The organism is Chromobacterium vaccinii, assembly GCF_000971335.1.
Classification (GTDB): Bacteria; Pseudomonadota; Gammaproteobacteria; order Burkholderiales; family Chromobacteriaceae; genus Chromobacterium; species Chromobacterium vaccinii.
Map to the genome: position 1 here is coordinate 34,289 of NZ_JZJL01000033.1, position 23,960 is coordinate 58,248.

Here is a 23,960-nt window from a genome sequence, read left to right on the forward strand (position 1 = left end):
GTTTTTATGGTTTTCCAAGGTGCGCACGCGGAATGATGGGGGAAAAGGCGGCCGGCCCGCGGGGGCGAACCGGCCATGGGCTTAGAGTTGCAGCGCGCCGGTCAGGTCGCCCGGCGGCTGCGCGCCGCGCTCGCGGAAGGCCTGGTTGCGAACCTTTACGCCCTCCAGCTCCGGCAGGCCGTGCAGGCGGCTGATGAAGCGGATGATCGAGGTGGTGTCGTAGAAGGTGTGGTCGACATGGCCTTTTTTGGCGAACGGCGACACCACGATGGCCGGGATGCGGCTGCCCGGGCCCCAGCGGTCGCCCTTGGGCGGCGCCACGTGGTCCCACCAGCCGCCGTTCTCGTCGTGGGTGATGACCACCACCATGTTCTTCCACTGCGGCCCGCTCATCAGGTGCTGCAGCACGTTGGCGACGTGGCGGTCGCCGCTTTCCACGTCGGAGTAGCCGGCGTGCATGTTCAGATTGCCCTGCGGCTTGTAGAAGGCCACCGCCGGCAGCTTGCCGGCCACCGCGTCGGCGATGAAGCGGTTGCTGATCGGGCTGTCGCCCAGGCCGCCGTCGCGCAGGTGCTCGGCGCGGGCCTGGGTGCCGGGCGCGAAGTTCTTGAAGTAGTTGAACGGCTGGTGGTGGTACTGGAAGTTGGGCGCGTCCGGACCGCCCTTGCCGTCCAGCGCCGCCTGCCAGCTGCCGCCGTACCAGGCCCAAGCCACGCCCTTGCGCGACAGCAGGTCGCCGATGGTGTCGTAGGTCTGCGGCGGCAGGGTGCTGGCGTCGGCCGGGTCCGCGTAGCGCTTGTCGCCGCCTTCGGCCGGCTTGACGTAGCTGGGCTGGAACGGCGGCGCCATGGTGTTGACCGCGTAGCCGTCCGGCGTGATCGCGCCGTTGTTGACGAATTGCGGCGGGCCGTCCATCGCCGAGCTGGGCGCTTTCACCTTCAGCTTGTAGCCCTTGGGGCCGTCGTCCAGCACGGCGATCTTCTTCGCCGCCGCGGTGTCCTTGGCGTTGAAGTATTCCGGCGTGCGCGCGGAGATCAGGAATTGGTGGTTCAGGTAGGAGCCGCCGAAGGCCGCCATGAAGAAGTTGTCGCACAGCGTGTATTGCTGGGCGATCTTCCACTGGTTGAGGTTCTTCGCGGTTTCGCTGTAATAGCCCATCACCAGCGCGCCGGAGTCGGCCCAGGCGGCGAACTGGTCGTTCTTGCCGCCGTTGATCTGCATCTGGTTCTGGTAGAACAAATGCCACAGGTCGCGGGTGATCACGGCTTCCGGCAGCGGCTCGCCGTCGGCGTCCTTCAGCGGGAACGGGCCGTTGGGCAGGTTCTGGATCTTGTCTTCCTCGATCAGATAGTACTTGCCGGCCACGGTCTGGCCGCGCTGCACCATGCCGCCCCAGATCTTGGGCAGGTTCTTCAGCCTGGAGCCGTCGCGGTCCAGCTGGATACAGGCTTCGGCCGGCGCCTTGGACAGCGGATGCCTGACGCCGGGGAAGTTGCCGTACAGATTGTTGAAGCTGCGGTTCTCCAGGTAGATCACCACCACGTTCTTCACGTGATGGCGCAGCCTGTCGTCCAGCGGGCCGTGGGCGGCCGGCGTGGCGTCGGCCGCCTGGCTGGCGACGGCGGGCAGCACGCCGGCGGCGCCGATGACGGCCAGGCCTTCGAACAGGCGGCGGCGCGACGGGTCCTGAGGCGCGGTTTCGGGAGTGGTTTCGGGCTTATCGTGTTCGGACATGGCGATTATCCTGTGGTGCTGGACGTAGAGCGGGAAACCGCCACTTTACTCCGCTTTGATGTCTATCTGAAGGCGATCAATCGTTTTGCATGGCGGCGCGGGCCTCGGCCAGCAGCGTTTTGGCTTCTTCCGGCAGGAATTCGGCGAAGCGCGGCGGCTCGGCCGGCGGCTCGCGCAGCAGCGCGACCGGGTCCTGGCCGTCGACGCTGCCCAGGTTGGGCGCGTGCACGAAGTAGCCGAGCAGCCGCTGCAGCCGTTCGGGCAGTTCGCGCGCCAGCTCGCGCGGCACCGCCAGGTAGTGGTTTTCCGCCTGGCGCAGCCAGCCCAGGCAGTAGCTGAGCACCACGCCGGTGCGGGGCTGGCCGGTGCGGTTGGCGCCGCCGGCGTGGATGACGGAGCCGAAATAGATCAGCACCGAGCCGGCGGGCATCGCGGCCGGAACCACTTCGCTCTCGTCCGGCAGCCGCTCCTCGGTCCAGCGGTGGCTGCCCGGCGCGACGTTGGTGGCGCCGTTGTCCTCGGTGAAGTCGTCCAGCGCGTACATGCAGTTGATCATGGTTTCCGATCCGGGAACCTTGACCGGAAACATCAGCGCGTCGCTGTGCAGGAACTGGCGCGGCTCGCCCGGGCCGATGCGTATCGCCTGGGTCAGGTTGAGCTGGTATTCGCGGCAGCCCCTGAGCAGCATGATGTCCATCAGTTGCAGGATCAGCGGGTGGATGGCCAGCTCGCGGCAGACGGGCACGCGGGCGATCAGGCCGGACAGGCGGCGGGTGGCGTAGCCGTAGAAGTCGCCCTGGCAGTCGGGCGCGGCGTCCAGCAGCGGGAAGAGCTCGGCGCGGAAGCGGGCCAGCCGCTCGGGGCAGAGCAGCCCTTCTATGATGACGCCGCCGTCGCGCTCCAGCGCGGCCGCGATGCAGGATGCGGGGTGATCGGGAGAGAAGCGTTGCAGAGCGGTCATGGCGCTTCCTGCGGAGATCAATCGAAAGGAGACTATTGGCGTCGAAACGCCGCGGCGGGAAAACTGGCTGTCGGTACAGTCAGCCGCGGCGCTGGCGCGCGATCAGCCGCTGCAGCGCGCGCTTGACGTCGGGGTGGCTGATGCAGTCGGATGCCTGCTCCATGCCGTCCAGCGCGGTTTCGCTGATCGCCAGGGTCTTCGGCTTTTTGACGCGGACCAGTTGCAGCGCCACCTTGACCCGCACCTTGGACGCCGGATAGCCCTGCTGCGCCAGCTGCGGCAGCAGCCCGGGCGCGGTCATCCGCAGCCGGGCGGCGACGATGCCGTTGTCGGCGTGGATCACCAGCTCGTCGTCGCGGATGCGCACCGCGCGGCAAGCCTCGCCCATCGCCGGCGGAATCAGCTTCTTGAAGGCGCGGTCCAGCGCCATCAACTCGTGCGCGGCGGCGGAGAGGCGGGCCAGGGTCTGATCCTGGCGGGTGATGTCGTTGAGCGGGCGTCCGGACATGGGCGTGTGGGGAAACGGTCGATGCCGTATTGTAGCATCGAGCAGGCTTGCGGCCGGCGAAACAAAACGGGCGCCGTCCGGGCGCCCGTTGTCGTGGCTCGCCGAAGCTTACTGGCCGCCCTCGACGTCTTCCAGGCTGAAGGTCTCGGTGTGGTCGTTGTAGGAGAAGATTTCGGCGTAGCGGCCCCAGCTGATCACGGTGTCCAGCGTCTCCTCGGCCGACTGGTCGGACAGCGAGTCTTCCAGCTCCTGGGCGAAGCGCAGCCGCGGCGCGCGCTGGCCGGGGCGCTCCTGCAGCACCTTGCGGATGTGGGCGGCCATCGGCACGTGGCGCAACAGGTGCTCGGCGAACATCACCTTGCGCTCCTGGGTGCCGTAGTCGGCGAACAGCTTGCCGGCGGCGGTCAGCAGCATGTCGCCGTCCTTCAGCTCGACGAAGCCCAGGTGCTCCAGCACCTCGGCCACCGGGAACAGGTCATCCACCTCCAGCAGCAGCTTCTCGGCGATTTCCGGCATGTCGGCCTTGCCGAAGTAGGGCTCCTGCGCCACCTCCTCGATCAGGCCGGCCATCAGGTTGGTGGACACCTCGGTCAGGTGGCTGCCGATCTCGAGCGGCAGCTTGTGCAGGGTGTGGGCGCTGCGGCGCGCGGTCATCAGCGCGTAGATGTCGTCCACCATCTTGCGGAAGGCCGGGTCCAGCCGGTTGCGGCGGTGCGGGAACGGCACCTTGATCTCGGCCACCACGCGGCCGGGATTGGACGATAGCACCAGGATGCGGTCGCACATGAACACCGCTTCTTCTATGTTGTGGGTGACGATCAGCACCGACTTGATCGGCAGCTGGCCTTCGCTCCACAGGTCCAGCATGTCGGTGCGCAGCGTCTCGGCGGTCAGCACGTCAAGCGCCGAGAACGGCTCGTCCATCAGCAGCAGCGTCGGGTTGACCACCAGGCCGCGGGCGAAGCCGACGCGCTGGCGCATGCCGCCGGACAGCTCGCGCGGGTAGGCGTTCTCGAAGCCGTCCAGGCCGATCAGGTCGATCGCGGCCAGCGCGCGGCGGCGGCGCTCCTTGGCGTCCACGCCCAGCGCCTCCAGGCCGGCCTCCACGTTCTGCAGCACGGTCAGCCACGGGAACAGCGCGAAGGTCTGGAACACCATGGCCACGCCTTCGGCCGGCCCCTTCAGCGGCTTGCCCTGGTAGTTGACCTCGCCGCCGCTTTGCGGGATCAGGCCGGCGATGATGCGCAGCAGCGTGGATTTGCCGGAGCCGGAGCGGCCCAGGAGGCCGACGATCTCGCCTTCGCGCAGCGTCAGGTTCACATCGTCCAGCACCTGGATCTCGTCGCTGCCCTTGGAGAAGCCGCGGCAGACGTTCTTCAGCTTGAAGATTTCCTGTCCCAGGGCGTTGTTTTCGGTAGTCATGCTTGATGCCCCCTCAGTTGAGACGGAGTTTGTTTTCGGCGATGGCGTACATCGGGCGCCACAGCAGGCGATTGAACAGCACCACGAACAGCGACATCACCACGATGCCCAGCAGTATCTTGGGATAGTCGCCGGCGGCGGTGGTTTGCGCGATATAGGCGCCCAGGCCGTGGGCGGCCAGCTTGTCGTCGCCCCAGGACACGAACTCGGACACGATGCTGGCGTTCCAGGCGCCGCCGGACGCGGTGATCGCGCCGGTGACGTAGTAGGGGAAGATGCCCGGCAGTATCACCTTGCGCCACCACTGCCAGCCGCGGATGCGGAAATTGTCGGCGGCTTCCCTGAAGTCGTTGGGGAAGGCGGTGGCGCCGGCGATGACGTTGAACAGGATGTACCACTGGGTGCCCAGCACGATCAGCGGCGACAGCCAGATGTCCGGGTTCAGCTTGTAGTGGACGATGACGATCACGAATACCGGGAACAGCAGGTTGGCCGGGAAGGCGGCCAGGAACTGCGCCAGCGGCTGGACCTTTTCGGCCAGCCGGGGGCGCAGGCCGATCAGCACGCCCAGCGGCACCCAGATCACCGATGCGACGGCGATCAGCAGGCTGACGCGCACCAGCGTGATCAGGCCCAGGCCGAACACCCGCAGCACCTCCCAGGCGCCGACTTCGGTGGCGATGAAGTGCACCAGCTTGCTGGCGACGGCGACGGCGAGCAGCGCCACCAGCGCCCACCACAGCACGTCGATGCCGCGGGACACCGGCGTGTGGTCTTCCGAGTGGATGCCCTTGGGCAGGCTGACGTTCAGCCGCAGACGGGCGGTCTTCTTCAGCAGCTTGCCGAAGGGCTTGAGCAGCTGCTGGATGAAATGGGTGCGCTGGATCAGGTTCAGCACCCACGATTCCGGCGCGTTCTGGCTGGCGGTGTCCTCCAGGCGGAACTTGTCGGCCCAGGCCACCAGCGGTCGGAACAGGAACTGGTCGTAGATCAGGATCACCACCGACATGGTCAGGATCACCCAGCCGACGGCGGCCAGATCCTTGTTCTGGATCGCCAGCGCCAGGTAGGAGCCGACGCCGGGCAGCATCACGGTCTTGTCGCCGACGGTGATCGCCTCCGACGCCACCACGAAGAACCAGCCGCCGGACATGCTCATCATCATGTTCCAGATCATGCCGGGCATGGCGTAGGGCACCTCCAGCTTCCAGAATTTCTGCCAGGCGGTGAGCCTGAGGTTGACCGATACCTCCTGCAAGTCGCGCGGCACGGTGCGCAGCGACTGGTAGAAGCTGAAGGTCATGTTCCACGCCTGGCTGGTGAAGATGGCGAAGATGGCGGCGAATTCGGCGCCCAGCACCCGGCCGGGGAACAAGGCGAGGAAGAAGGTGACGGTGAACGAGATGTAGCCCAGCACCGGCACCGATTGCAGGATGTCCAGTATCGGCACCAGCAAGAGGCCGGCGCGGCGGCTCTTGGCGGCCAGCGTGCCGTAGACCAGGGTGAAGGCCAGCGCGGCGGCCATCGCCGCCAGCATCCGCAGCGTGGTGCGCAGCGCGTATTCGGGCAGGTTGCCGGGCTCCAGCGAGATCGGCGCGGTCTGCAGCGCGGTGATCGGGGCCCAGGTTTCGCGGATGCCGGTGGTGGCCATCAACAGGAATCCCAGGATCAGCGGAAACGCGATCAGGTCCCAGCGGTTGGGGATCAGCCGCCGGGCGGTGGCGGGCATGAAGTGGCGGACGGCGGTGGTCATCAGGCCTCTCCGTTTTCTATGTTTATCGCGGCGGGCGGCAACCGGCCCGCTTCTATTATGACAACTCTGGAGCGGGTGGCGGATGGCGTCCTCGACGTTCGGCATGCCGAGCGCCGCGCAACGATGCGTCCGCCATGTCAAAAGCCGTGCTGGAGAGCATTGCAAGCAATCCCGGAAGCGGCGTCGCGCCTTCCGGTTTCAGGGCATGGATGCTACCAGAGAAGCCATAAAACGAATGTTAAAAACCAGGAGGCTTTGTAGGGATTTTGTGACGAAATGTACTGATTGAAATGGTTGGCCGCGCAAGCGCGGCCAACCTTGGGGAGAGAAACCGCTTACAGCACGTTGACGGCCGGCGTTCCGGCAAGCACCTCGACGGTCTTGACGCTGGCGGTGGCCGGCGACGGCGCGACGCCGTTCGCCAGCTTGGCCATCTTGTGGAAGGCGCAGCTGAGCTTGCCCGGCGTCAGCGTCACCACCGCGTAGCCCTGGGCGTCGGTGTCGGCGTACTTCAGCCACGGGTTGAAGGTTTGCAGCGTGCCGGTGAAGGTGTTGACCGTCTGGCCGTTCACCGTCTGGTAGATCAGCGGCGCGGCCTTGGCGAAGGCCGGCACGGTGTCCACCACGTTTTTGAAATAGCTGAAGAAGGAGTTGCTGGAGATGCCGGCGGTGACCAGGTCCACCATCACCGGCGTCGGGCTGGCGGCGTCGAAGTCGTCATACACCTGTCCGGCGAAGAAGGCGTGGATGTCGCCGGTGATGCCCACCACGTTGCCGATGCCGTTGCCCTTCAGGAAGGCCATCAGCGCCTTGCGCTCGGCGTTGTAGCCGTCCCACTGGTCGGCGTTGAGGATGTACTGGTTCAGCAGCATGCTCGGCGGCAGGTTGCCGTTGAGCACCGGCTTCACCGAGGCGGCGAACACGCCGGCGCTGATGGCGCCGCCGCTGAAGCCGGCGAGCAGCGGCTGGGTGTTGGCGTAGCTCAGCACCGGCGTCGCGCCGCTGGTGTCGGCGGCGAGCAGGTCCTGATACAGCGCGCCGGTCAGCTGTTGCTGCTGGGCGGCGCTGAGGTTGAGGCCGAAATTCTGCGCCAGCGCGGCCGACAGGCCCTGCTCCAGCAGGCTGGCCACCGCCATGGTGCCGTCCACGCCCATGCGCAGCAGCGACACCTCGTTGCCCCACAGCTTCCAGGTGGTGGCGGCGCCCTGCATCTGCTGCTGCCACCAGGCGCGCTGGGCCGTGCCCAGGATAGACACGTTCAGCAGGTTGCCGCCGGTGGAGGCCATCTTGGCGGCCTCGGCCTGGGCCAGCGCGGCCTTGGGCACGAAATAGCGGCTGCCCAGATTGGCCAGGCCGGTGTCGGGCACGGCGGTTTCCGGAATGATGTGGTCGGAACGGTACAGGCGCTGGTCGGTCATCACCAGCGTGGCCAGGTTGCCGAAGGCGAAGCTGCGGTAGATCTGGATGTTCTGGAACGAGGGATTGGCCAGGTCTAGCTGGACATCCGCCGGCGTGTATTCGAACCAGGCCTGGTTGGCGCTGCGGCGGCGCGGCGTCTGCGGCGCGCTGTCGTCGCCGGGGTAGTACACCTGGCGGTCTTGCCAGCAGTCGTCGGAGAATTCGTGGTCGTCCCAGATCGAGATCACCGGGAAATTGGCGTGCACCGCCTGGATGCGCGGATCGGCGCGGTAGCTCTTGTACAGGTAGCGGTAGTCGGCCAGCGTGGTGGCGTAGATCGCGCCGTCGGCGCGCTTGGTGCCGTTGGGCAGTGTCAGCGGCGGGTGGCGGGTTTCGTTGTTGCCGGTCTGGAAGCCGGCGCCGACGGTTTCGTAGATGTAGTCGCCGACGTGCATCACGAAATCCAGGTCCAGCTGGACGATTTCGTCGAAGGCGCCCCAGTGGTTGACGCTCCAGTCCTGGCAGGTGATATAGGCGAACTTCAGCTGCGACAGCGGGGTGCCGGCTGCCGGCGCGGTCTTGGTGCGGCCGGTGGCGCTGACGGTTTTGCCGGTCAGGAAGCGGTAGTAATAGGTGGTGGCGCTGGCCAGGCCGGTCACCTTGTGGCGCACGGTGTAGTCCCAGCCCGGATCGGCGCTCAGCGCCTGGTTGACCAGCAGGTTGGAGAAGTCCGCCTTGTCCGACAGCTGCACGGTGACCGACAGCGAGGCTGCGCCATCGCCGCCGTCGACGCGGGTCCACAGGATGATGCTGTCCGGGCGCGGATCGCCGGACGCCACGCCCAGGCCGAAGCCCTGGCCGGCCGCGAGCTGGCGCTGGCTGCCCGAATCGGAGCTGTCCGAGCCGCCGCCGCAGCCCGCCGCGGCCACCGATACCGTCAGGAAACTGCCCCACTTGAGGAATTGCCGCCTATCCATCGTTTCTCCCGAGATTGTCGCTTGTTGTAGGAATGAACAAAGTTGCGGATTATCGCGGGTCAATATTTAAGTTGCATGAATGGGCGGTCAATTGAATCGAGCGTTTGCTCTAAGCGAGCGTCGCGTAAAACCAACAGCGATTTCTCGACTCACATCTTGATGTGGCGCATGGATGCCCCCATAACCTTGTCTGCGAATGTGCTACACTTTTCAGCATTTTTTGCGGACACTCCCAACGGCCCGCTGGTTTCTGGATTCGACTACATGATTTCTTCGCTACTCAAGAAGGTTTTCGGCAGCCGCAACGATCGTCTGCTCAAGCAATATCGCCAAGAGGTGGCGCGCATCAACGCGCTGGAGTCGGCGATGCAGGCGCTGTCCGACGAGGCGCTGGCCGCCAAGACCCAGGAATTCCGCGATCGCCTGTCCAAGGGCGGCACGCTGGACGACCTGCTGCCCGAGGCTTTCGCCGTCTGCCGCGAGGCCTCGCGCCGCGTGATGGGCATGCGCCACTTCGACGTGCAGCTGATCGGCGGCATGGCGCTGCACCAGGGCAAGATCCCCGAAATGAAGACGGGCGAGGGCAAGACCCTGGTCGCCACGCTCGCGGTCTACCTGAACGCGCTGTCCGGCGACGGCGTCCACGTGGTGACCGTCAACGACTACCTGGTCAGCCGCGACGCCGGCATCATGGCGCCGCTGTACAACTTCCTCGGCCTGTCGGTCGGCATGAATTTGTCGCAGATGGCCCATGACGACAAGCAGGCCGCCTACGCCTGCGACATCACCTATGGCACCAACAACGAGTTCGGTTTCGACTACCTGCGCGACAACATGGTGTTCAGCGTCGAAGAGAAGGTGCAGCGCAAGCTGGCCTTCGCCGTGGTCGACGAAGTGGACTCCATCCTGATCGACGAGGCGCGCACGCCGCTGATCATCTCCGGCCCGGCCGACGACAACATCGACATGTACCAGCGCATGAACGCGGTGCCGCCGCTGCTCGTCCGCCAGGAAACCGAAGAAGGCGAAGGCGACTACTGGGTGGACGAGAAGGCCCACTCGGTGCTGATGTCCGAAGCCGGCCACGAGCGCAGCGAGGAAATCCTGACCCGCCTCGGCCTGCTGAAGGAAGGCGACAGCCTGTACTCCGCCACCAACATCACGCTGATGCACCACCTGATGGCCGCGCTGCGCGCCTATTCGCTGTTCCATATCGACCAGCACTACGTGGTGCAGGACGGCGAGGTGGTGATCGTCGACGAGTTCACCGGCCGCCTGATGGCGGGCCGCCGCTGGTCCGACGGCCTGCACCAGGCCGTGGAGGCCAAGGAAGGCGTGGAGATCAACCGCGAGAACCAGACGCTGGCGTCGATCACCTTCCAGAACTACTTCCGCCTGTACGGCAAGCTGTCCGGCATGACCGGCACCGCCGACACCGAGGCCTACGAATTCCAGAGCATCTACAATCTGGAAACCGTGGTGATCCCGACCAACAAGCCGATGATCCGCAAGGATTCGCAGGACAAGGTGTACCGTTCCGCCAAGGAGAAGTACGAAGCGATCCTGGCCGACATCAAGGACTGCCATGAGCGCGGCCAGCCGGTGCTGGTGGGCACCACCAGCATCGAAAACTCCGAGCTGGTGGCCAATCTGCTGTCCCAGGCCAAGCTGCCGCACAATGTGCTGAACGCCAAGGAGCACGCCCGCGAAGCGGACATCGTGGTGCAGGCCGGCCGTCCGGGCGTGATCACCGTCGCCACCAATATGGCCGGCCGCGGCACCGACATCGTGCTGGGCGGCAACCCGGCGCCGGAAATCAAGGCGGTGGAGGCCGATGACAGCCTGTCCGACGCCGACAAGCAAGCCAAGATCGAAGCCATCCGCGCCGAGTGGAAGCAACGCCACGCCGCGGTGCTGGAAGCCGGCGGCCTGCACATCGTCGGCACCGAGCGCCACGAGTCCCGCCGCATCGACAACCAGCTGCGCGGCCGTTCCGGCCGCCAGGGCGATCCGGGCTCGTCCCGTTTCTACCTGTGCCTGGAAGATCCGCTGTTGCGCATCTTCGCCTCCGACCGCGTCGCCGCGATCATGGATCGCCTGAAGATGCCGGAAGGCGAGGCCATCGAGCATCCGTGGGTGAGCCGCTCGATCGAGAACGCGCAGCGCAAGGTGGAAGGCCGCAACTTCGACATCCGCAAGCAATTGCTGGAATACGACGACGTCGCCAACGACCAGCGCAAGGTGATCTACCAGCAGCGCAACGAGATCCTGGTGGAAGAGGACGTGTCCGACGTGGTGGTGAACATGCGCGAAGGCGTGATCTCCGACCTGGTCGACCTGCACCTGCCGCCGGAATCGCTGGAAGAGCAGTGGGACCTGGCCGGCCTGGAGAAGACGCTGGCGTCCGACTTCCTGCTGGAAGCGCCGGTGGCCGAGTGGCTGAAGGCCGAGCCGAATCTGGACATCGAGCAGATCCGCCTGCGCATCGTCGACATGGCCGCCGCCGCCTACCAGGCCAAGGTGGAGCAGGCCGGCGACGGCGTGATGCGCCAGTTCGAGCGCAGCCTGGTGCTGCAGATGCTGGACAACCACTGGCGCGAGCACTTGGCGGCGATGGACCACCTGCGCCAAGGCATCCATCTGCGCGGCTACGCGCAGAAGAACCCGAAGCAGGAGTACAAGCGCGAGGCCTTCGAGCTGTTCGCCGACATGCTGGAGCGCATCAAGCGCAGCGTGGTGCAAGTGCTGATGACGGTGCAGATCCGCGGCCAGGAAGACGTGGACGCGGTGGAGCCGCATTCGCTGCCGGACTTCGAGATGCAGCACGCCGAGCCGGGTTCGGCGCTGGGCGACGACGAGGACAATCCGCTGTCGCCGGAAGCGCTGGCCTCGCAAGGCCTGCGCATCAACCGCAACGACGCCTGCCCTTGCGGCAGCGGCAAGAAGTACAAGCAGTGCCACGGCCGCCTAGCCTGATCGCCTGATCCGGCAGCCAAACAAAAAGCCGACGCGACCGCGTCGGCTTTTTTGCGCCGGTCCGCCGCCGCGCTTTGCAAGGCCATGCCATGGTGTTAGCATGGCGGCGGGTCAACAGTTCACCCAGGCGTCGCCGGCGATTTCGCCACGCTAAACCTGTCTTGGCTTGCAGCATCCATCATCTCGCTTGGCTCGAACTCGTGCCAGGCCGCAACGGCGACCGCGGCAGTCCTTCCCGACCTTGGCACGCAGACAGGATTCGAACCATGTCTCGCACCGTTTATCCGTTCTACAGCAGCGATATCTCGTCCCTTGCCCGTTCCCTGAAGCGGCAGTGGATGGCGGAGGCCGAAGCGCCCGGCCATCTGCAGATCCTCAACATGCTGGCCCGCTCAGCCGGCTTCCAGAATTTCCAGCACCTGCGAGCCGAGCACGACCGCCCGGCGCCGGCGGAGCCGCAAACCGTGTCGAATGACGTCCGCCGCCTGTTGCGCCATTTCGACGACGAAGGCCGGCTGCTGCGCTGGCCGAAGAAATTCAGCGAGCAGCGCGCCTGCCTGTGGGCGTTGTGGTCGGGCCTGCCGCGCGGCGAAGCGTGGGATGAGCCAGCGGTCAACGCGGCCATCCGCGCGCTGGAGGCTTTCGGCGACCACGTGCTGATCCGGCGCGAGCTGGTGGAGGGCGATTGGATAGGCCGCACCGGAGACTGCCGCCGCTACTGGCTGATCGAGCGGGAAGCGCCGGAGGAGATGGCGGAGCTGATGGAGCGGGTTCGCTTGCGGCGCGCGGGATAAGCCGCGCGAGGGGAGCGGGTTGGCGAAGAGCCGGCCCCTCCCTTTTCTGCATGAGGGAAGGGCCGCGGGAGAAGCGATTACAGGTAGGGTTTGACCGCCGCTTCCAGTTTCTTCTCGTCCAGCTTGCCGGTTAGCGTCGCCGCCACCTTGCCCTGGCGGTCCAGCACCAGCGTGTACGGCAGGCCGCCGGTCTTGTTGCCCAGGCCGCGCATCAGGTCCAGCGTGTCGTCGTTGCCCAGCAGGATCGGGTAGCCGATCTTCAGCTGCTTGACGAAGGGCTCCACCTGCTCCTTGCTGTCCAGCGCCACGCCCACCACCTCCACGCCCTTTGGCGACAGCTTCTTGCGCAGGCCGTTCAGCATCGGCATCTCTTCGCGGCAAGGGCCGCACCAGGTGGCCCAGAAGTTCAGCACCGTCACCTTGCCCTTGTAGGCGGACACGGCCACCGGTTTGGCGTTGAGGTCGGCGAAGCGGCTTTGCTCCAGCGAGGGCGCCGCGTGGGCGGCCAGCGGCAGCGCGGCCAGCAGCAGGGAGGCGAACAAGCGTTTGGTGTTCATCGGCTTTTCCTGTGATGTCATTGGAATTGTCTTGGATTTCCGCAACTTGCGGCTCTCCGGGGATGATCGAAAAATAAACTTTATGTTAAAATGTTCGATTGATTACTTTGCGGAGTGGGCATGTCTATCCTCGTCTGCGGGGCGCTCGCATACGATACCCTGTTCTCGTTCCATGGCCGATTCGACAGCCAGATCCTGCCGGATCAGCTGCACAAGATTTCGACCACCTTCCTCGCTCCGACGATGCGCCGCGAATTCGGCGGCATGGCCGGCAACATCGCCTACAGCTTGTGCCTGCTGGGCGAGACGCCGATCGTGATGGGCGTGGTGGGCGAAGACTTCGAGCCATATCGCCAGCACCTGAAGCGGGTGGGCGTGGACGACCGCTTCATCCGCCTGATCCGCAAGCAGTATACCCCGCAATGTTTCGGCATTGCCGACAAGGACGGCAACCAGCTGATGGCTTTCCATCCGGGCGCGATGGATTTCGCCACCGAGAACCACGTGTCCGACATCAAGGACCCGATCGAGCTGGCCATTCTGTCGCCCGGGGGCTACACCGCCTTCATCCAGCACTCGCGGGAACTGGCGGCGGCAGGCATCCCGTTCATCTTCGATCCGGGCCAGGAGCTGCCGCTGCTGTCGCGCGACGAGATCCACGAGATCGTCGAGCTGGCCAGCTACGTGGCGATCAACGACTACGAGAGCGAGCTGATGCGCGAGCGCGCCGGACTGACCGTCGACGACCTGCGCAAGAAGGTGAAGGCGCTGATCGTCACCCGCGGCTCCAAGGGCGCCGAGATCTACGTCGACGACACCGTGCACCTGATCCCGCGCGTGCAGATGCCCATCAAGCCGGTGGATCCTATGGGCTGCGGCGACGCGTTCCGCGCCGGCCTGCTGTGGGGCATCAGCCGCGGCGTGGACTGGAAGATCACCGGCCGCCTGGCCAATGTGATCGGCGCGATCAAGGTCACCACGCCGGGCTGCCAGAATCACTTCTTCGACTGGGATTCGCTGAAGGACATCTACTTCGAAGCCTATGGCGAGGAATGGCCGCTGTAATCCGGCCTGGCCGTCATGCCTTGGAGGGCGCCGCGTTTCGCGGCGCCTTTTTGTTTGTCCGGCGGACTATGATGAGAGTCCTGGCGAAGGGCGAGGAGATTCCTCCGGCGCGGGACTGTCTGCCGCCGCTCTGCGGCTGGGGCCGCGGCTGCCGGATTTTCGCCTGCCTGTCGGGCCGCATTGCGCGCCGGCACTTGAATATGACTGTCGCCACCCCCACCATTAGCGAATTCAACGTCCGTTCCAAGGGGATATCATGCCACCTGTTCCGCACCTGGCCACCGCTCTCACCGGTCCGCTTTACGAGCTGGAAAGCCGCATCCTGGCCGCCCAGCCGCAGATCGAGCACTGGTTCCGCAGCCAGTGGCATGCCCACGCCACGCCGTTCTACGGCTCGGTGGACCTGCGCAACAGCGGCTTCAAGCTGGCGCCGGTGGACATGAACCTGTTTCCCGGCGGCCACAACAATCTGAATCCGGAATTCCTGCCGCTGGCGGTGCAAGCTGCGCAGAGCGCGGTGGACAAGGTATGCCCGGAAGCGCGCAGCATCCTGCTGATTCCGGAAAACCACACCCGCAACACCTTCTATCTGCAGAACGTCGCCACGCTGGTGCACATCTTCGAGCAGGCCGGGCTGAAGGTGCGCCTGGGCTCGCTGAATCCCGAGATCACCGAGCCGACCGAGCTGGTCGCCGCCAACGGCGACAAGCTCACCCTGGAGCCGCTGGAGCGCCGCGGCAACCGCCTGGTGCTGGCCGACGGTTTCAACCCCTGCGTGGTGCTGCTTAACAATGACCTGTCCGGCGGCATCCCCGACCAGCTGAAGAACCTGGAGCAGACGCTGCTGCCGCCGCTGCATGCCGGCTGGGCGGTGCGCCGCAAGACCCACCACTTCGAGGCCTACAACCGGGTCAGCGACGAGTTCGCCCGGCTGATCTCGATCGACCCGTGGACCATCAACCCCTATTTCGCCAGCTGTGGCGGCCTGGACTTCCACGCCCGCGCCGGCGAGGAGCAGCTGGCCGAGACCGTGTCGCAGATGCTGGACAAGATCCGCCGCAAATACCGCGAATACGGCATCGACAACGACCCCTTCGTCATCGTCAAGGCCGACGCCGGCACCTACGGCATGGGCGTGATGAGCGTGAAGAGTCCGGACGAGGTGATCGGCCTCAACCGCAAGGCGCGAAACAAGATGTCGGTGGTCAAGGAAGGCCTGGAAGTGTCCGAGGTGATCGTCCAGGAGGGCGTGTACACCTTCGAGACCGTCAACGAGGCGGTGGCCGAGCCGGTGGTCTACATGATGGACCGCTACGTGATCGGCGGCTTCTACCGCGTGCACACCGGCCGCGGCATCGACGAAAACCTGAATGCGCCGGGCATGCATTTCGTGCCGCTGTCGTTCGAGACGGCCTGCCTGCCGGACCGCAAGGGCCTGCCCGACTGCGCGCCCAACCGCTTCTACGCCTACGGCGTGATCTCGCGGCTGGCGCTGCTGGCGGCCTCGCTGGAGCTGGAAGCCACCGATCCGGACGCCGAATAACCCCCGCTGGAGCATAGACATGCGCATCCTGTTCATTGCCGACCCGCTGGAACATTTCAAGATTTACAAGGACACCACTTTCGCGATGATGGAGGAGGCGCACCGCCGCGGCCATGCGCTCAGCTTCGCCGAGGCGCGCCAGCTGTCGGTGGAGGGCGGCCGCCTGCAGGTGGACGCCTGCGACCTGGCCATCACAGAGGATCGCCAGAACTGGTACAAGCTGGGCCAGAAGCTGCGCCAGCCGCTGACCGCCTTCAGCGCGGTGGTGATGCGCAAGGACCCGCCGTTCGACATGGAATACCTGTACGCGTCCCAGCTGTTCTCGCTGGCCGAGGAGCAGGGCGTCAAGGTGTTCACCAGCGGCCAGGCGCTGCGGGACTTCAACGAGAAGCTGGCCATCCTGCACTTCCCGGAGCTGATCTCGCCGACGCTGATCACCGGCGAGGCCCACCGCCTGCGCGCCTTCGTCAACCAGCACCAGGACGTGATCCTGAAGCCGCTGGACAGCATGGGCGGCGACAGCATCTTCCGGGTCAAGCCGGACGATCCCAATCTGTCGGTGATCATCGAAACCATCACCTGGCGCGGCAAGCGCACGGTGATGGCGCAGCGCTACATCCCGGAGATCCGCGACGGCGACAAGCGCATCCTGGTGATAGACGGCGTGCCGGTCGACCACTGCCTGGCGCGCATTCCCGCGGCCGGCGAAACCCGCGGCAACCTGGCGGCCGGCGGCCGCGGCGAGGCCCGGCCCTTGAGCGCGCGCGACCGCGAGATCGCCGAGGCGGTGGGGCCGGAGCTGAAGAAGCGCGGCATCCTGCTGGCCGGCCTGGACGTGATCGGCAACTACCTGACCGAGGTCAACGTCACCAGCCCGACCTGCTTCCGCGAGATCATGGACCAGACCGGCATCAACGTCGCCGGCCTGTACCTCGACGCGCTGGAGCGGCGCTGCCAGCACTGAGCGCTTTTCCGCGCGGCGCATCCGCGCTACCATGCCGGTCTTTTGAAAGCCGGCGCCGCCGGATTGTGGAGCGATGATGGGAAAACCGCAGGAGAGTCCGTTCAAGGGCAAGACCGGCATCACCCGGCTGGTCAATGCCTTAGGCTATTCGCTGGACGGTCTGAAGGCGGCGTTCCGCCATGAGGACGCGTTCCGCCAGTTGACCATTCTGGCGCTGATCCTGATCCCGGCCGCCTTCATCGTCCACACCACGCCGCTGGCCCGCGCGCTGCTGGTGGCCAGCAGCCTGGCCACTCTGATCATCGAGCTGCTCAATTCCGCGATCGAGGCGGCGGTCGACCACACCTCGCTGGAGCGCCATCCGTTGGCCAAGCGGGCCAAGGACATGGGCAGCGCCGCCCAGCTGCTGGGCCTGATCAATCTGGCCACGGTCTGGGGCATCGTGCTGTTCGGCTGAGGGAACCGAACGCGGTCGTCCGGTTCTGACAACAAGGCCCCGCAGCGGCGGGGCCTTTGTCTTGTCCGGAAACAGGAGTGCGATATGTGGATTTCCCCGCAACAGGCCGGCGTCGAAGAGCTGGTGCAGAACCTGGCGTTGTGGCTGAAGCTGGCGGTGGAGGCCTGCGGCGCGCTGGCGATCGCCGCCGGCGTGCTGCTGGTGGCGGGCCGCTGGCTGCGGCAGACCCTGGCCGGGCTGCCTAGCGACTACAACCGGCTGCGGCTGATCTTCGCGCGTTTCCTCGCCCTGGCGCTGGAGCTGCAGCTGGCGGCCGACATCCTGTCCACCGCGGTGGCGCCCAGCTGGGACCAGATCGGCAAGCTTGGCGCCATCGCCGTGCTGCGCACCGCGCTCAATTACTTCCTGGCGCGCGAGATCCGCGAAGCGGAGGCAGGCAGTTTGCCGGGCCGGACTTGAAACAAGCTCTCAGGGCTGCTGGCGGTACAGATAGTCTGGATAGGCTTGGATGCCAGCGGGCTCCTCAGTTACCTCGCCCTGTTCGCCCAGCAGCTGCCAGCGCGAGTCGCGCGCGGCCAGGGGGCGGTACACCGGGCTGCCGGCTTGGTAGAACATCAGATCCTGGCCGCGGAAGGCGTCCAGCGGCAGCAACGGGCGTTCGGACGCCGGCACCAGCATCGCTCGGCGTCATGTCGGCGATCTGCTCGCGGTCGGCGGCGGACAGGCCTACGATGGCGATCGGAAAGGCAACAGGCAGGATCAGGTAGGCGTGGCCCGCGAAGCCAAGCAGGGTGAGGATGGCGGCGCCGGTGAGTGCTGACTTTCATGGTTTCTATCCATTGATGCGGATTCGGCGGCCTCCACGGTCTGCGCTGGCGGCGTGTCGCGGCAGCGATCCGCGGCGCCGCGACAGATTGGATTGAGGGAGGCTCGCCATAGACCGCGACTATAGCGCTGGATGGATAGTTGTTTTCTATATAATCAATAACTTACACATGCTTCCGGCTTTCCGCCTGCAACGGTGGTACTTGCCTGGGGGGATGCCTACCTGCATCAGCGGCGGCTGTGGCCGGCTTCTTCTGAGCAGGGGGCTCCCTCTGTCATGGACGCCATGGCACTTGGATGCGCCGCATCCGGCGGCCGTCGACAACATCAGGCTGCAGTGGCCAGCACCTGCAAGGCTGACATCCTTCTTCCGCATCAACATTTGTCAATCCGTAGAATCCTGGCTGTTCCAAAGGTGGCACTCCATATTGTGGTTTACTATTTTTAAAACCCAATATCCTGAAAATTCTCAGCAAAGTCCTGTTATAAAGAGCAGGTTTCAACATTATTTTGACTGATCTTTTTGTCAGGCTTATTTGTTTCAAAATATCTCAACCTTCTCCTGATGAATGCCGATATTTCATTCAACTGCTATTCATACGTTTTGACATGCCGATTTGAATGTGCGAATGGTGGGCGTGCAGTGGGCCAAAACCAATATTATGGGGTGGCACACAAAATAGGAGAAGGTGTTTGTGCGTGAAATGGACTTCTCCTAATTCCTGGCTTTTAATTATTTGGGAGTCTATGTCATGAATGATTTTTTGAAAGAATCAGCAATTGGCTTGAATGAGATCCAAAATGTGGATCAACTGTGGCAGGCCGTTATCAAGTGCCGATTGCATGATAATCCTCCAATTCCAATCAGCGATGTCTTGGCGATGGAGCAGATATACGATCAGATGTCTGCCAGTCTTACGGCTCAGGATATGGCGAATGTGTTTGCTGGGGTATATATCGATTCCTACTGGCAGGATGATGGCCAGCATCCTGAAGTGATGGCTAATCATCTGACCGAGGCCTTGGGTATTCGTTATGAAACATCCTTGAACTATGCCAGGAATGCCATGAGGCAGTGGAGAGGAATTTTATGCAGGAAAAACAAATATGATACAGGCACTCTACCTGAAGCGGTTTATACTGACTCCTTGGACATTGTTTGCAATCAAGATGTTCCATTGACGTCTCAGCAATTGATTAGTCAATGGGAATCCGAGTTTTATAAGATTCCTAAAGTTGGCAAGAATTATATTTATACCCGCTGTCAAAATAGGGCATTCAATGGCAAGATAAGCCATGCAAAAGTGCAAATGTTTTATGCTGATGGTGGATTTAATCAGCCGCCTTCCTCTTGGGTGCAATGCCGTACTGTGGATGGCGGGAAGCAGCAGGGCGAAGTTTTAAATGAACGTGGCGGACTTGCTCTTTTGAATATGGGAGATAAAGGGGCGTCGGAAGGCTTTATTCTCGATTTGAGAACCCCTCAGCATGTCTGCATAGTCTCTACGGTGTCTTATCCATTTTTCAGCAAAAATAATCCGCTGACTTATACGACGGGAAACTGGAATTCCGCGCAGTGGATTCAGTATAACGGCGCAATGGCGTGGAGGAATGTTGATCCGCAGCTCAAGAGCGAAGACGAGTCTCTGGTATTTCACAATCAGGACGCAACGCCTGAGCAATTCAGTTTTGTCTTGAAATGCCGTCGCGTGCCGCCTGGATCCAAGTTGCGGATGTATTCGGAAGATCCGGCGGCGGCCTTTGATAGCGGTCTGGTGAATGTGGTGAACAATTTCCAGGAGCTGCATGTCTCCACGATTGTACCGCCGCATTATGCTGGCCATCTCAAGCTGCATCTGGAGGGGCCGGATGGCAAGCTGCTGCCGAGCGATGCCGCAGTGGATATCAGCATGCTTTGGTGCGTGCCTCATTCGCATCCTCATTACCTGAAAGCCGTGACTTTGCTCGGCGCAGTCCATGCGGTGCCGGCATTGCAAAGCGTGCATATGCCCTTGGGGAACTTCACTCTGTTGGGCGCTGGGGAGTGAGCCTGCAGGCCAAGCCGGCCGAGTTGACCAGCCCGGTCGATTGACCGGAGACGAAAACAGCCCTGTCGGCAACGCCGGCAGGGCTGTTTGTTGATCGGTTCGGGAGCGCCGGGCTTACGCCTCTTCGGCGGGCGCCGCTTCCTTGCCTTCCGGTGGCGCGATCTGCTCGGCGTAGCCGCATTCCTTCTGCGGGCACACCTTCTCGGTGCCGCGGCGCTTGGTGGTCTTGATCGTCAGGATCGGCCAGTTGCACTTCGGGCACGGCTCGGCGATCGGCGGATTCCAGGTCGCGTATTTGCACTTCGGATAGGTGTTGCAGCTGTAGAACAGCTTGCCGTAGCGGCTCTTGCGCTCGATCAGCTGGCCGGTCTTGCATTCCGGGCAGGTGACGCCGGTTTCGCGCGGCTTCTCCAAAGGCTCGATGTGCTTGCACTTCGGATAGTTGGCGCAGCCGATGAACTTGCCGTAGCGGCCTTTCTTGATGTGCAGCTCGCCGCCGCAGTCCGGGCAGGAGCGGCCTTCGATCACCGTCGGCGCTTCGGCTTCCTCGGCCGCTTGCTCAGCTGTCTCGCCCATGTTGCGCGTGTAGTCGCATTCCGGGTAGCCGGTGCAGGCGATGAAGCGGCCGCGCTTGCCGAACTTGATCGACAGCGGCTTGCCGCATTTCGGGCAGTCCTCGTCCAGGCTCTCGGTGGTGACCTCGGCGCGCGAGATGCTTTCCTTCTCGTCGATCTGCTTCTTGAAGCCCTTCCAGAAGGTGTCCATCACCGGCACCCACTGGCGGCCGCCGTTGGCGATCTCGTCCAGTTGGTCTTCCAGCTTGGCGGTGAAGTTGTAGTCGACGTACTGGGCGAAGTGCTCGGTCAGGAACTTGTTGACGATGTCGCCGGTGTCGGTCGGCAGGAAGCGCTTCTTGTCCAGGATCACGTATTCGCGGTCCTTCAGCGTCGAGATGATGCTGGCGTAGGTGGACGGCCGGCCGATGCCGAACTCTTCCAGCGCCTTCACCAGGCTGGCCTCGGAGAAGCGCGGCGGCGGCTGGGTGAAGTGCTGCTCGCCGTACAGCTTGTCCACCGGTAGCTCTTCGCCTTCGGCCAGCTGCGGCAGCTTGGCGTTGTCTTCGTCCTCGGCGTCGTCGACGTCTTCCTCGTACACGGCGAGGAAGCCAGCGAAGGTCTGCACTTGGCCGCTGGCGCGGAACACGCCTTCGCCCACCAGGATGTCGACGCTGGTGGTGTCGAACTTGGCCGGTGCCATCTGGCAGGCCAGCGTCCGCTTCCAGATCATGTCGTAGAGCTTGAACTGGTCGGTGGTCAGGAAGGGCTTCACCATCTCCGGCGTGCGCAGGATGGAGGTCGGGCGGATCGCCTCGTGCGCTTCCTGGGCGTTCTTGGCCTTGCTCTTGTAGGTCACCGGGTTCTTGGGCAGGAAGTCGGCGTCCCACTTCAGGCCGATATAGCCGCGGATCTCCTCCACCGCCTCGTTGGCCAGCGCCACCGAGTCGGTACGCATGTAGGTGATCAGGCCGACGGTGCCCTGGCCGATGTCCATGCCCTCGTACAGCTGCTGTGCGGTGCGCATCGCGCGGTCGGTGGTCATGCCCAGCTTGCGCACGGCCTCCTGCTGCAGCGTCGAGGTGGTGAACGGCGCGGCGGGGCTGCGCGATTTCTTTTTCTTCTCGATGGAGCCGACCGTGGCCGGCAGGCCCTGCAGCCGGGCCAGCACGGCGGCCTGCTCGGCCTCGTTCGGGATGTCGAACTGGTCGAGCTTCTTGCCGGCGAGCTGGGTCAGCTTGGCGGAGAACTTGGTGCGGCTCTTGTGGCTGTCGAGGTGGACCGACCAGTATTCCTGCTGCTCGAAGGCCTTGATCTCGTTCTCGCGCTCGCAGATCAGCCGCAGCGCCGGGCTCTGCACGCGGCCGGCGGACAGGCCGCGGCGGATCTTCTTCCACAACAGCGGCGACAGATTGAAGCCCACCAGGTAGTCCAGCGCGCGGCGCGCCTGCTGCGCGTCCACCAGGTCCTGCGCGATGTCGCGCGGGTTCTGGATCGCGTCCAGCACCGCGTTCTTGGTGATCTCGTGGAACACCACGCGCTGGGCGGTCTTGTCCTTCAGCAGCTTCTTGCTGTTTAGGATCTGTACCAGGTGCCAGGAAATGGCTTCGCCTTCGCGGTCCGGGTCAGTCGCCAGATAGACGTGGTCGGCTTCGCGCACCGCGCTGACGATGGCGTCGACGTGCTTGCTGTTGCGCGCGATCAGCTGGTACTTCATCGCGAAGTCTTTTTCCGGATCGACGGCGCCGTTTTTCGGCACCAGGTCGCGCACGTGGCCGTAGGAGGCCAGGACCTCGAAGTCCGGGCCCAGGTATTTTTTCAGCGTTTTCGCCTTCGATGGCGATTCAACGATCAGGAGGCTGGAGGGCATATTATCTTTTCAGCAAAATTCGAGGCCGGACGCGCCCGGCCGACACATCTTGTTATATCCGTCAAACAAAACAAGAGCGCAAGGGCGCTCTTGAATACTAAATGGGGTCACGATCGGTCGGCGGCATGTTAAGCCCGCTACACCGAGGCTGACAAGCTATTGCATGGTTGGTTCGCCATGCACCGCTTCCAGCAGCGCCTCGCCCAGCAAGATGGGCAGTTCCGCCTGTTGCGCCCACAACACCATCAGCACCAGCAGCTTGGCGGTATCGACGTCCAGATCCTCGGGGTCCAGCTCCAGCAGGCGGTCGATCACCATTTCGCGCTGGGCGGGGCTGAGCGCGCCGTTGTCTTCCAGAAACTGGATCAGGCCGCGCACGTCGGGCGGCAGGTGTTCCAGCTCGCTGTCGGCGTAGACGCGCAGGCTGCTGCCCTCGTCGGCGCCCAGATAGGGCTCGACGCTGGTTTCGCTGACGCTGTCCAGCCAGTCCAGCGCTTCGCCGATGTCGTCGTCGTCGAAGCCGACGGCGTTCAGCTGGCGGGTCAGGGCGCCGCGATCGCCGAAGGCGGCGGGATCGCTGTATTGCTCGAATAGATAGGTGAGTACGTCAAACATCGGTATTTTTCATGAAGAACGCTGGGCGCTCAGAGTTGTGCGAGCCGCTGGAAGCGGCCGCCCGGCAGGCTGGCCACGCGGCCGGCCAGTTCCAGTTCGAGCAGCATCGCGTAAACCTCCCCGGGAGTCAACCCGAGCGTCCCGGCCAGCGAGTCCGCCAGCACCGGTTCCCAACCCATGCTGAGCAGCAATGGCGGCGCTTCCGGCTCTGTTTCCCGCTCAGCGGCGGCGGGCGCGGCGGGCAGCCGGCCGATCTCGTCCAGCACGTCGTCCACGGTTTCCACCAGCCGCGCGCCGTCCTTGATCAGCCGGTGGCAGCCGCGGGCCTGGGCGTTGTGGATGCTGCCCGGTATCGCCATCACGTCGCGGTTGCTCTCCATCGCCAGCCGCGCGCTGATCAGCGAGCCGGACGCGTTGCCGGCCTCCACCACCAGGCAGCCGAGGGCGAGGCCGGCGATGATGCGGTTGCGGCGCGGGAAGTGGCCGGCCAGCGGCCCCGTGCCCAGCGGGAACTCGGACAGGATCAGGCCTTCTGCCGCGACGCGGTGCGCCAGCTGGCGGTTGGACGCTGGATAGACGCGGTCGATGCCGGTGCCGATCACCGCGATGGTGGACGCGGGGTGCGCCAGCGCGCCGTGGTGGGCGGCGGCGTCGATGCCGCTGGCCAGGCCGCTGACGATGGTGTAGCCGTGCGCGGCCAGCGCGGACGAGAAGTCCTCGGCGTTGCGTTTGCCCTGCGGCGTGGCGGCGCGGCTGCCGACTACGGCCAGCATCGGCCGCGCCAGCAGTTCGCGCCGGCCGCGGGCGAACAGCAGCGGCGGCGGCGACGCGGCTTCCGCCAACTGCGGCGGGTAGTCGTCGTCCTGCAGCGTGAGCAGGTGGCAGCCGTCGCCCTCGGCCCAGGCGAGCGCGGCCCGGGCCGCTCCGCGGCCGCGCCGG

19 protein-coding genes are annotated in these 23,960 nt (G+C 64.5%); 8 read left to right on the forward strand and 11 right to left on the reverse strand.

From position 1 onward, the window contains the following. Positions 1 to 81 precede the first annotated feature (81 nt). The 6 genes from VL52_RS15730 to VL52_RS15755 form a co-directional block, all read right to left on the reverse strand. Positions 82 to 1,734 (reverse strand): acid phosphatase, encoded by a 1,653-nt coding sequence (locus VL52_RS15730; protein ID WP_046157916.1) that lies wholly within the window; start codon positions 1,732 to 1,734, stop codon positions 82 to 84. A 76-nt stretch (positions 1,735 to 1,810) separates the two neighbouring features. Continuing rightward, positions 1,811 to 2,695 carry a phytanoyl-CoA dioxygenase family protein gene (locus tag VL52_RS15735; protein WP_052729336.1) on the reverse strand — a complete coding sequence of 295 codons (885 nt, stop codon included), beginning with the start codon at positions 2,693 to 2,695 and terminating at the stop codon, positions 1,811 to 1,813. Between the two features lie 79 nt (positions 2,696 to 2,774). Next, complete coding sequence (locus VL52_RS15740; protein WP_021475559.1) at positions 2,775 to 3,203, reverse strand: DUF721 domain-containing protein; 429 nt, start codon at positions 3,201 to 3,203, stop codon at positions 2,775 to 2,777. Positions 3,204 to 3,311: 108 nt separating this feature from the next. Next, entirely contained in the window at positions 3,312 to 4,625 is a 1,314-nt protein-coding gene (locus VL52_RS15745) for an ABC transporter ATP-binding protein (protein ID WP_021475560.1), read from the reverse strand. A gap of 13 nt (positions 4,626 to 4,638) precedes the next feature. Beyond that, the gene (locus VL52_RS15750; RefSeq protein WP_046157917.1) at positions 4,639 to 6,378 is read right to left on the reverse strand and encodes an ABC transporter permease; all 1,740 of its coding nucleotides are present in this window, start codon (positions 6,376 to 6,378) and stop codon (positions 4,639 to 4,641) included. A gap of 335 nt (positions 6,379 to 6,713) precedes the next feature. Next, complete coding sequence (locus tag VL52_RS15755) at positions 6,714 to 8,753, reverse strand: alkaline phosphatase D family protein (RefSeq protein ID WP_046157918.1); 2,040 nt, start codon at positions 8,751 to 8,753, stop codon at positions 6,714 to 6,716. Between the two features lie 264 nt (positions 8,754 to 9,017). Between VL52_RS15755 and secA the strand changes: the two genes are divergently transcribed. Both secA and VL52_RS15765 read left to right on the forward strand, forming a co-directional pair. Continuing rightward, positions 9,018 to 11,729 (forward strand): preprotein translocase subunit SecA, encoded by a 2,712-nt coding sequence (secA, locus tag VL52_RS15760; RefSeq protein WP_046157919.1) that lies wholly within the window; start codon positions 9,018 to 9,020, stop codon positions 11,727 to 11,729. Positions 11,730 to 11,995: 266 nt separating this feature from the next. Further along, positions 11,996 to 12,523 carry a DUF2087 domain-containing protein gene (locus tag VL52_RS15765; protein WP_046157920.1) on the forward strand — a complete coding sequence of 176 codons (528 nt, stop codon included), beginning with the start codon at positions 11,996 to 11,998 and terminating at the stop codon, positions 12,521 to 12,523. A gap of 77 nt (positions 12,524 to 12,600) precedes the next feature. Here VL52_RS15765 and VL52_RS15770 read toward each other — a convergent pair whose 3' ends face one another. Next, positions 12,601 to 13,080, reverse strand: a complete 480-nt coding sequence (locus tag VL52_RS15770) for a TlpA family protein disulfide reductase (RefSeq protein ID WP_082113790.1) — start codon at positions 13,078 to 13,080, stop codon at positions 12,601 to 12,603. 120 nt (positions 13,081 to 13,200) lie between these two features. Here VL52_RS15770 and VL52_RS15775 point away from each other — a divergent pair, with 120 nt between their 5' ends. The 5 genes from VL52_RS15775 to VL52_RS15800 all read left to right on the forward strand — a co-directional run bounded on the left by VL52_RS15775 (position 13,201) and on the right by VL52_RS15800 (position 17,568). Beyond that, on the forward strand, positions 13,201 to 14,145 hold the full coding sequence (locus VL52_RS15775; RefSeq protein ID WP_046157922.1) for a carbohydrate kinase family protein: 945 nt from the start codon (positions 13,201 to 13,203) through the stop codon (positions 14,143 to 14,145). A gap of 256 nt (positions 14,146 to 14,401) precedes the next feature. After that, positions 14,402 to 15,688, forward strand: coding sequence for a glutamate--cysteine ligase (gshA, locus tag VL52_RS15785; RefSeq protein ID WP_046157924.1), 1,287 nt, complete (start codon positions 14,402 to 14,404; stop codon positions 15,686 to 15,688). A gap of 19 nt (positions 15,689 to 15,707) precedes the next feature. Beyond that, on the forward strand, positions 15,708 to 16,652 hold the full coding sequence (gshB, locus tag VL52_RS15790) for a glutathione synthase (protein WP_046157925.1): 945 nt from the start codon (positions 15,708 to 15,710) through the stop codon (positions 16,650 to 16,652). A gap of 76 nt (positions 16,653 to 16,728) precedes the next feature. Further along, complete coding sequence (locus VL52_RS15795; protein WP_046157936.1) at positions 16,729 to 17,109, forward strand: diacylglycerol kinase; 381 nt, start codon at positions 16,729 to 16,731, stop codon at positions 17,107 to 17,109. 84 nt (positions 17,110 to 17,193) lie between these two features. After that, positions 17,194 to 17,568: a DUF1622 domain-containing protein gene (locus VL52_RS15800; RefSeq protein WP_046157926.1), complete on the forward strand. Its 375-nt coding sequence runs from the start codon at positions 17,194 to 17,196 to the stop codon at positions 17,566 to 17,568. Positions 17,569 to 17,577: 9 nt separating this feature from the next. On the opposite strand, the gene VL52_RS25435 is transcribed toward VL52_RS15800, so the two are convergent. Next, positions 17,578 to 17,787: a hypothetical protein gene (locus tag VL52_RS25435; protein WP_235429317.1), complete on the reverse strand. Its 210-nt coding sequence runs from the start codon at positions 17,785 to 17,787 to the stop codon at positions 17,578 to 17,580. An 899-nt stretch (positions 17,788 to 18,686) separates the two neighbouring features. Here VL52_RS25435 and VL52_RS24685 point away from each other — a divergent pair. Then, complete coding sequence (locus VL52_RS24685) at positions 18,687 to 19,982, forward strand: hypothetical protein (protein ID WP_144410292.1); 1,296 nt, start codon at positions 18,687 to 18,689, stop codon at positions 19,980 to 19,982. A gap of 114 nt (positions 19,983 to 20,096) precedes the next feature. Here the strand turns inward: VL52_RS24685 and topA are convergent, their stop codons facing one another. The 3 genes from topA to dprA form a co-directional block, all read right to left on the reverse strand. Then, a complete protein-coding gene (gene topA / locus VL52_RS15820; protein ID WP_046157929.1) occupies positions 20,097 to 22,406 on the reverse strand; it encodes a type I DNA topoisomerase in 2,310 nt (769 codons plus the stop codon). Between the two features lie 156 nt (positions 22,407 to 22,562). Then, positions 22,563 to 23,021: a Smg family protein gene (locus VL52_RS15825; protein WP_046157930.1), complete on the reverse strand. Its 459-nt coding sequence runs from the start codon at positions 23,019 to 23,021 to the stop codon at positions 22,563 to 22,565. 29 nt (positions 23,022 to 23,050) lie between these two features. Next, a partial coding sequence (dprA, locus tag VL52_RS15830) for a DNA-processing protein DprA (RefSeq protein WP_046157931.1) occupies positions 23,051 to 23,960 on the reverse strand: 910 nt, incomplete at its 5' end.